General features: G+C 39.2%; 7 protein-coding genes. 2 read left to right on the top strand and 5 right to left on the bottom strand.

Translation table 11 applies throughout. The features are described from left to right. The first annotated feature begins 170 nt into the window (after positions 1–170). Positions 171–815 (top strand): carboxypeptidase-like regulatory domain-containing protein, encoded by a 645-nt coding sequence (locus tag ACLCDL_RS17710; protein WP_423149750.1) that lies wholly within the window; start codon positions 171–173, stop codon positions 813–815. On the opposite strand, the gene def is transcribed toward ACLCDL_RS17710, so the two are convergent. Both def and ACLCDL_RS17700 read right to left on the bottom strand, forming a co-directional pair. Continuing rightward, positions 812–1,381 carry a peptide deformylase gene (gene def / locus ACLCDL_RS17705; protein ID WP_423149749.1) on the bottom strand — a complete coding sequence of 190 codons (570 nt, stop codon included), beginning with the start codon at positions 1,379–1,381 and terminating at the stop codon, positions 812–814. The two genes, ACLCDL_RS17710 and def, sit on opposite strands and share 4 nt — an antisense overlap. Positions 1,382–1,430: 49 nt before the next feature. After that, complete coding sequence (locus ACLCDL_RS17700; RefSeq protein ID WP_423149748.1) at positions 1,431–2,663, bottom strand: M16 family metallopeptidase; 1,233 nt, start codon at positions 2,661–2,663, stop codon at positions 1,431–1,433. 134 nt (positions 2,664–2,797) lie between these two features. Here ACLCDL_RS17700 and ACLCDL_RS17695 point away from each other — a divergent pair, with 134 nt between their 5' ends. Further along, entirely contained in the window at positions 2,798–3,652 is an 855-nt protein-coding gene (locus ACLCDL_RS17695; protein WP_423149747.1) for a prolyl oligopeptidase family serine peptidase, read from the top strand. A 115-nt stretch (positions 3,653–3,767) separates the two neighbouring features. Here the strand turns inward: ACLCDL_RS17695 and msrA are convergent, their stop codons facing one another. The 3 genes from msrA to ACLCDL_RS17680 all read right to left on the bottom strand — a co-directional run bounded on the left by msrA (position 3,768) and on the right by ACLCDL_RS17680 (position 7,629). Further along, entirely contained in the window at positions 3,768–4,415 is a 648-nt protein-coding gene (gene msrA / locus ACLCDL_RS17690; RefSeq protein WP_423149746.1) for a peptide-methionine (S)-S-oxide reductase MsrA, read from the bottom strand. Positions 4,416–4,502: 87 nt separating this feature from the next. Then, positions 4,503–6,041 carry a YifB family Mg chelatase-like AAA ATPase gene (locus ACLCDL_RS17685; protein WP_423149745.1) on the bottom strand — a complete coding sequence of 513 codons (1,539 nt, stop codon included), beginning with the start codon at positions 6,039–6,041 and terminating at the stop codon, positions 4,503–4,505. A 100-nt stretch (positions 6,042–6,141) separates the two neighbouring features. Then, positions 6,142–7,629, bottom strand: coding sequence for a sensor histidine kinase (locus ACLCDL_RS17680; protein ID WP_423149744.1), 1,488 nt, complete (start codon positions 7,627–7,629; stop codon positions 6,142–6,144). Between the last annotated feature and the right edge of the window lie 249 nt (positions 7,630–7,878).

Here is a 7,878-nt window from a genome sequence, read left to right as displayed (position 1 = left end):
ATAAAACTGAATTTAAATGGAATGAGCCCGATGGAATATCGAGCTCATTATTACAAATCTAATAACTAAATTCGTCCAAACTTTTGGGGGCAGTCCAGAATAGCAGCCGCTTTTTTTATTTTAACAGATTTTAACACCGTTATAGCACAATTTTTGATAGTTTTACAATAATGAGATTTCTGTTATTTATTGTGGTAGTAGTTGTTTTTGGATCTCTGCAAACCAGCTTTGCGCAGGAGAAGGGAATTGTGCAGTTTTCCGGCGTGATCTATAATAAGGATACAAATACCGTTGTTCCCTATGTAAATGTTGTAAACAGATCTAACAAGCAGAACTACTCTGCCAATTACCAGGGGTACTTCTCTTTTGTAGCCCATGAAGGCGATACGATTGTGTTCTCTGCTGTAGGATACAGAAAAGAAGCATTGGTAATACCGGCTCAGTTACCTGAAAAGAAATACACGGTAATTGTAAAAATGCAGATGGAATCTATTAATCTTCCAATGGTGAGGGTATTCCCGTGGGCCAGTGTAGATGAGTTTAATAAAGATTTCATGTCAATGAAAGTAGCCGACGACGATCTTGAAATAGCGAAAAAAAATGTAGCAAAATCCAGTATCCTGGCTATGGCGAAAACATTGCCCCGCGACGGGCAGGAGATACAGGGATTAAACTTTCAGAATAACCATATCTCACTTTCCAATAAAACTATCAATCAACGTGGGGCAAACCCTTTGCTTGATCCTTTTAAATGGGGGGCATTTATTCAGCAGATTATGAAAGGAGATAAAAGCAGGAACGAAAGCAGCGATTAACGCTTCTTTTTTTGAGCCGGAAATTTCATTTTGTAATCAACCTTAACCATGCCCTTAGAAACATTGTCTAACTTCGTTTTAAGCATCGCCTTTCGCAGGGGGCTTAGTTTATCTGTAAACAGTTTACCTTCTATGTGATCGTACTCATGCTGAATTACCCGTGCAGCAAGGCCGGTATAGGTTTCTGTATGTTGCTCCCAGTTTTCGTCAAAGTAAGAAATTGTTACCTGCTGGCATCGGCTAATATCTTCACGAATATCAGGAATGCTGAGACATCCTTCATTAAAATTCCATTTTTCTCCTTCTTCATTTAACACCTGGGCATTAATAAAAACTTTTTTAAAGTCCTTTAATGCTTCCTCATCTTCATGAAAAGGAGTAGCGTCTATAACAAAAAGGCGGATAGAGAGTCCAACTTGCGGAGCTGCCAGTCCAACGCCATTTGCAGCATACATTGTTTCGAACATATTCTCAATCAACTCCTTCAGATTCGGATATTCTGCAGTTATGTCGGCCGCTTTTTTGCGAAGTACCGGATCGCCATAAGCTATTATAGGTAATTTCATAGTGCAAAAATACAATTATCTCTCTTTTAAGTAAGTTTTTAATAGCAGGTTATTCCTCCTCTGGCTCAAACAGGAGTGAACTGAGTTTAGAAGGCTCAAATACTTCATTGGATATTTGTAAAAGCTGTTCTGCAGTTACTGCATTGATTTTAGCGAAAACTTCTTCCAGGCTATCCACACGATTATAATCAAGCAGGCTCTTGGTCATTGATATAAGCAATCCCATACGGTTTTCTTCTCCTAAAGCAATTTGCCCTATAAATTTTTGTTTAGCCTGTTGAAGCTGACCGGCACCTAACTTCTTTTCACGAAGCATCCGTAATTCCTTATGAATAAGTTTCAGCGCTTTTCCTGTTTTATCGGCTTCGGTGCCAAAATAAATGGAGAAAATCCCAGTATCGCTTACTGGGATATAATTTGATTCAATCGTATAGGCTATTCCATATTTCTCCCGCACCTGTAAATTTAACCTCGAACTCATTCCGTTACCGCCTAAGTGATTATTAAGCAAAAGCAAAGCAGTTTTATCAGGATGATGAATAGAATACGCCCTGTTTCCCAAAACAACATGAGCCTGCGATATTTGCTTTTTTATGCTGGAATTAACCGGAGAATAATGATCCGGAGAGCTTCTTTTCTTTATTACATTGTTTGCCGGAATTGGCTCATAAATCTTCTGGAAACTTTTAATAATTTTATTAAAATCATAATTACCCAGTACCCCGATTACTATTTCTGACGTGTTGTAATTAGTTTTAATAAAGCTCAGAATATCTGCTTTACTAAGCGATTTAACACTCTCTTCAGTTCCAAGAATATTTCTGCCCAAAGGATGCCCCTGAAACAGCAATTCTTCAAAATCATCATTTACCGCTTCTTCAGGCTGATCCAGATAAGATGCAATTTCATCCAGTATGACACTTTGCTCTTTCTTTAGTTCTTCCTCGGGAAACACAGAATGAAAAACAAGATCTTCAAAAAGATCAAGTGTACGGTCGAGATAAGGATTTAAGAAAGAGGCATGTATGCAGGTATATTCTTTGGTTGTATAGGCATTTAAATCGCCGCCAACCATTTCAAGGCGGTTTAAAATCTGATTAGTATTTCTTCTTTCGGTACGTTTAAACAGCAGGTGTTCGATAAAATGTGCTAGTCCATCCTGTCCGGATGGCTCGTCTCTTGAACCCGAATTGACGATGATACAAGCGTGAGAAATTGAAGATGATGTACTTTTAAACAGTAAACGTATTCCATTAGGAAGGGTAAAAACCTGATAATCCATTAGGTTCAAAGTTAACAACAATTTTAACCTTGCTTAAGTGAATTTTGTATATCATTTTCCCTCAATTTGAAACGATTATGCACACTTTTTTGTCACAGAAAATTCTATATTTAGAATCAAAATCTTATTGCCTTATGAAAAACCCCCTTAAAACCTTTTTAGGTTTTCTAATGATTATCCTGGTAACCGCATCCTGTAAAGAAACAACTCTAACGGAGGAACAACCCTTACAGGAAAAAGAATTTCTGAATGTAGCTTATGGAGAGAATATGCTGCAAACATTTGATCTTTATCTGCCGGCTAACCATACACTTGAAACCAAAGTAGTTGTTTTAATCCACGGCGGATTCTGGTTTCAGGGAGATAAAAGCGATTATACCCAATATGCTAAATTTTTCCAGAGCCAGGGTTTTGCAGTAGCCAATATAAATTACCGCCTTACAAATACTCCCGAAAACAACATCCATCCCGCTCAGGTAAACGACATTAAAAAAGCGCTTAACTTTATCTCGGGAAAAGCTGCTGAATGGAACATTTCTTCCGATAAATTTGCTTTAGTCGGTGCAAGCTCCGGGGGGCATTTGGGCCTTCTGTATACCTATGTTTACAATCAGGATAATAAAGTAAAAACGGTAGTTTCTATAGCGGGGCCTACAAATCTTACCGATAGCCGGAATGTTTTAGATAACCAGAAAATAGTTACAGCATGGTTTTTAGGAACTACAATAGAACAAAGCCCTCAAATTTATAAGAAAGCCAGCCCAATAACTTATGCCTGTGAAAAAAGTAAACCAACATTGTTAATCCATGGAAAAGACGATGTTATTGTTCCCGTTCAGCAGGCAATAGACTTAAAAACAAAACTGGACCAATTTAAGATACCCAACAATTTACTGCTGGTAGATAATGCCGGCCACGAAGACGTTATTAATGACGCTAATAAAGCTACTGTATTGGGAAGTATCGTAATGTGGTTAAATACGTATTAATACCTTTACTTTTTCGGCACAGGGAATCGTTGGAAAAAGAGCGGTACAAGGAAGTGCCAAAACTAATAAGGTTTTAAAAACCTTATTAGTTTATTAATTACAAATTTCTGAACAATTACTTCTTCATTTTCAATTTACATTCCCGTTTAAACTTTTGAAACCGTGGCATGGAAACATTTTGAATGTAGGGACTGCTGGGGTTGTATGCAGTATAGTTCTGATGATATTCTTCGGCACGGTAAAATGCTTTTAACGGAGCAATTTCAGTAACAATTGGATTTTTAAAAGATGGGGTCCACTTGCGAACAGCCTGCTTAGCCAACTCATGCTCCTGCTCGTTGTTATAAAATATTGCCGAGCGATAGGAAGTTCCCTCATCCGGCCCCTGCCGGTTCAATGTAGTTGGATCATGTGAAGTGAAAAAGGCATCTAATAGATCAGAATAGGAAATTACTTTAGGATTGTAATACACTAACACCGTTTCAGCATGACCCGTGGTTTCTGAGCAGACCTGCTCATAAGTTGGATTTTTAGTAGTTCCGCCTGCATATCCCGAAACTGCAGAATCCACTCCTGCCAGCTCTTCAAAAATATGTTCAGAACACCAAAAGCAACCTTCAGCAAAGGCCGCGACAGCTTTTCCGGGAGTGGCCGATAAATTTACTTTATGATCCTTTTTGCTGTTTTTTGACTGTCCTGAAGTATTACAGCTTATAAATATTCCCGAAATCAAAAAGCATAAAAAATAGTTTAATGAATTCATGTCTCTTCCTTTTCTAATATTAACGAAATAATAAAAAAGCCAGATGTTCTTTTGCTCGTTTATTGCATTTCTTTGACTTTGCAGCCTTTACCCTGACCAGCCTTCTCTGTCAAGGCTTCGGTAGTGAATTGCCTCTGCCAGATGTTCCATCTGGATTTCTTCACTTCCCGCAAGATCAGCAATGGTTCTTGAAACTTTTAAAATGCGATCGTATGCCCGGGCAGATAATCCTAACTTTTCCATCGCCCGTTTCAGTAATAATTGCCCTGCATCATTGATCAGGCAAATATCACGAACCATTTTGGAGCTCATTTGGGCATTGCTATAAACTTCCTTTTTCTCCCCGAATCTTCTGGTTTGAATTCCTCTTGCCCGGATTACCCGTTCGCGGATCAGCTCACTTTTTTCCCCAGGCCGGTCAGATGATAATTCATTAAAATGGACCGGCGTAACTTCTACATGAAGATCAATCCTGTCTAAAAGCGGTCCGGAAATTTTATTCAAATATCTTTGTACAACGCCAGGGGCACAAACGCATTCTTTTTCAGGATGGTTGTAAAAGCCGCAGGGGCAGGGATTCATGGAAGCAATTAGCATAAAGCTGGAGGGATAGTCAACGGTAAATTTAGCCCTCGATATAGTTACACGACGTTCTTCCAGCGGCTGCCGCATTACTTCGAGGACAGTTCGTTTAAATTCGGGCAGTTCATCCAGGAATAAAACGCCGTTATGTGCCAGTGAAATTTCTCCCGGCTGCGGGTGAACACCGCCTCCAACAAGGGCAACATCGCTTATTGTGTGGTGCGGCTGCCGGAACGGCCTCACCGTCATCAGCGAATCTGAAGCTGACATCTTTCCGGCTACCGAATGAATTTTAGTGGTTTCTAAAGCTTCATACAGATTAAGAGGAGGAAGGATGGTGGGCAAACGCTTTGCAAGCATTGTTTTTCCGGCACCAGGCGGGCCAATCAAAATCACGTTATGCCCACCTGCTGCAGCTATCTCTAATGCACGCTTAATATTTTCCTGGCCTTTAACATCCGAGAAATCGCTTTCGTAATTATTTATGTTATTCAAAAATTCTTCCCGCGTATTTACTTTTACAGCGGGAAGTTTTTCAGTCCCGTTAAAAAAGCCAATTACTTCACTGATATTACTTATCCCATACACTTCCAAGTCATTTACAATGGCTGCTTCCCTTGCGTTTACCCGGGGAAGAATTAAACCCTTGAACCCTTCCTGACGTGCTTGTATTGCAATCGGCAGGGCACCTTTTATGGGCTGAATTCCCCCGTCCAGGGACAATTCTCCCATGATCAAATACTTATCCAGACCTTCAGGTTCGATCTGCCCGGAAGCTGCAAGAATACCTATAGCAATAGCAAGATCGTATGAAGAACCTTCCTTTCTTATATCGGCAGGAGCCAGATTTACCACAATTTTTTGCCGGGGCATTCTATACCCCGAATTTTGAATGGCACTTTCTACCCGCTGCAAGCTTTCCTTAACCGCATTATCCGGAAGGCCTACAATAAAGTATTTTGTACCTGCGCTTATATTAACTTCGATAGTAATTGGAGTAGCTTCTATACCATAAACAGCACTACCATACGTTTTGATGAGCATTATTCTTTTCTAGATGTATCTAATCTACAGTAAATTATACAAATAAAAAAGCTTCAAAAACACCTTCTTTAAAGAGTGCTTTCGTACTACTGTTAATAAATTATCTGGGGCGCTGATAAGGAATTTTAAACCAGAATGTAGACCCCTGACCTTCCTCGCTTTTTACTCCGTACACTCCGAAATGCCGCTTAATTATTTCTGCAGAAATGTATAATCCTAAACCCAGGCCCGTGGATTGGGCTGTTTGATCACCAATTCTGAAAAAACGATCAAAAACCTTATCAATTTTATCTTCAGGAATTCCAATGCCAAAATCTGTAACGGAAAATTTTAAAAACCGACCCTCTACATTTACATCTAAAAACACTTCTTTTCCCGGAGGGGAATATTTAACCGCATTGGTGAGGTAATTAACAATCACCTGCTCTATTTTATTTTTATCGGCAGTAAGCAGGCCGGTGTAATTACTTCGCACTATGATTCGCTGATTTTCGGGCAGAAGCGATTTTGCATCGGTTATTAATTCGTCAATACTAAAAGTGCGCATGTTCAAGTGCATCTTTCCGGTATAGACTTTTGCCGTTTCAAACACATCATTAATTAAATCTATTAATTTATCAACCTGCTGATATGCCTTTCCCACAAATACCAACAGCGATTTTTCATCCACCTGGTTTTCGAGCTGCCTTTTAATAATCTGAATGGAAGCTTTTATTGCCGTAATCGGTGTTTTTAGTTCGTGAGAAGATACACTAACAAACTCTTCCTTTTTTTCAATGGTAGTTTGCAATAACTGATTACCCTGCTGACGCTCTTCTACCTCCTTTTTTTCGGTAATATCCTGTGTAATAGCTATAAAATGGGATACTTTCCCATTCTTATCCCGTTTAAAAACCTTACCCCGGATCAGCAGCCATCTCCAAAAACTATTGGCATTCAGGATCCGGTAACAGGATTCCAAAATTTCGTCATCCTTCGCATTTAAAAACCGTTCTTCATGGTATTCCCTAAACTCATTAACATCGGAGGGGTGAATCCGGTTGAGAATGCTGTTACGGCTCATACGCCTCAGATCTTCGGGTTTATATCCTAAAAGAGAGAAAACCTGTTTATTCACATATTCATACCGCTGCGTATTGATATTGAAGACGGTCAGAATATCAGGTGTAGATTCTGCTATCTGGTAAATAAGCTGCCTGCTCTCCAAAAGATCCAGTTCGGCCAGTTTTTCCTCGTGTATATCCGATAGGAGAATAGCTATTCCTTTATCAGAAGAATATCCGGTAATTCTGTACCACCTGAAATGGATCGTTGAAAAAAAATGATCTGAAACCTTATCTTTTTCTGAAAATGCCCTTATCAGTATCTGGGACAATTTTGAATTGCGGTCATCAGGAAAAAAATCCCAGATAAGATGGCCCACAACCTGTTCTTTCCCAGAGCCTAAAAAATCTTCTGCTTTATGATTTAAATAAAGAAAATGATATTCACGATCTAAAAGAAAAAAGGCATCAGCCATGTTGTCAAGAACAGCACTCATGTCTGTTCCATGCCCCATGTCTGACTTTGGTGTTCTTATTACTGGCATAAGAATTATAACAAGCAGATGCGCTAATTGTAATAATAAATTGCAAATAAATTAAGAATAGCAGTATTTTGAAAAGCAATAGCTGTATAAAACAAAATCCTGCCGGGTATACAGTGCCCCCAAAAAGTTAGACACTTTCTGGGGGCATTGTTATGATAAAGAAAAAGAAGCACAGTTTTGAATTTAAGCTGTACTGTGTAAAGGCAATGTCGGAACAATACCGTTCTGCAAAATCGTTGTCTAAGGAAT

It is taken from the genome of Rubrilithobacter danxiaensis, assembly GCF_047272945.1.
Lineage (GTDB): Bacteria > Bacteroidota > Bacteroidia > Sphingobacteriales > Sphingobacteriaceae > Rubrolithibacter > Rubrolithibacter danxiaensis.
This window is presented reverse-complemented; position numbering and strand designations above follow the sequence as displayed.

Bases quoted from the DNA above. Each gene is read 5' to 3' on its own strand.
- ACLCDL_RS17685 (WP_423149745.1), bottom strand. From the start codon at position 6,041: ATGCTCATCAAAACGTATGGTAGTGCTGTTTATGGTATAGAAGCTACT.
- ACLCDL_RS17680 (WP_423149744.1), bottom strand. From the start codon at position 7,629: ATGCCAGTAATAAGAACACCAAAGTCAGACATGGGGCATGGAACAGAC.
- ACLCDL_RS17700 (WP_423149748.1), bottom strand. From the start codon at position 2,663: ATGGATTATCAGGTTTTTACCCTTCCTAATGGAATACGTTTACTGTTT.
- msrA (WP_423149746.1), bottom strand. From the start codon at position 4,415: ATGAATTCATTAAACTATTTTTTATGCTTTTTGATTTCGGGAATATTT.
- ACLCDL_RS17710 (WP_423149750.1), top strand. From the start codon at position 171: ATGAGATTTCTGTTATTTATTGTGGTAGTAGTTGTTTTTGGATCTCTG.
- ACLCDL_RS17695 (WP_423149747.1), top strand. From the start codon at position 2,798: ATGAAAAACCCCCTTAAAACCTTTTTAGGTTTTCTAATGATTATCCTG.
- def (WP_423149749.1), bottom strand. From the start codon at position 1,381: ATGAAATTACCTATAATAGCTTATGGCGATCCGGTACTTCGCAAAAAA.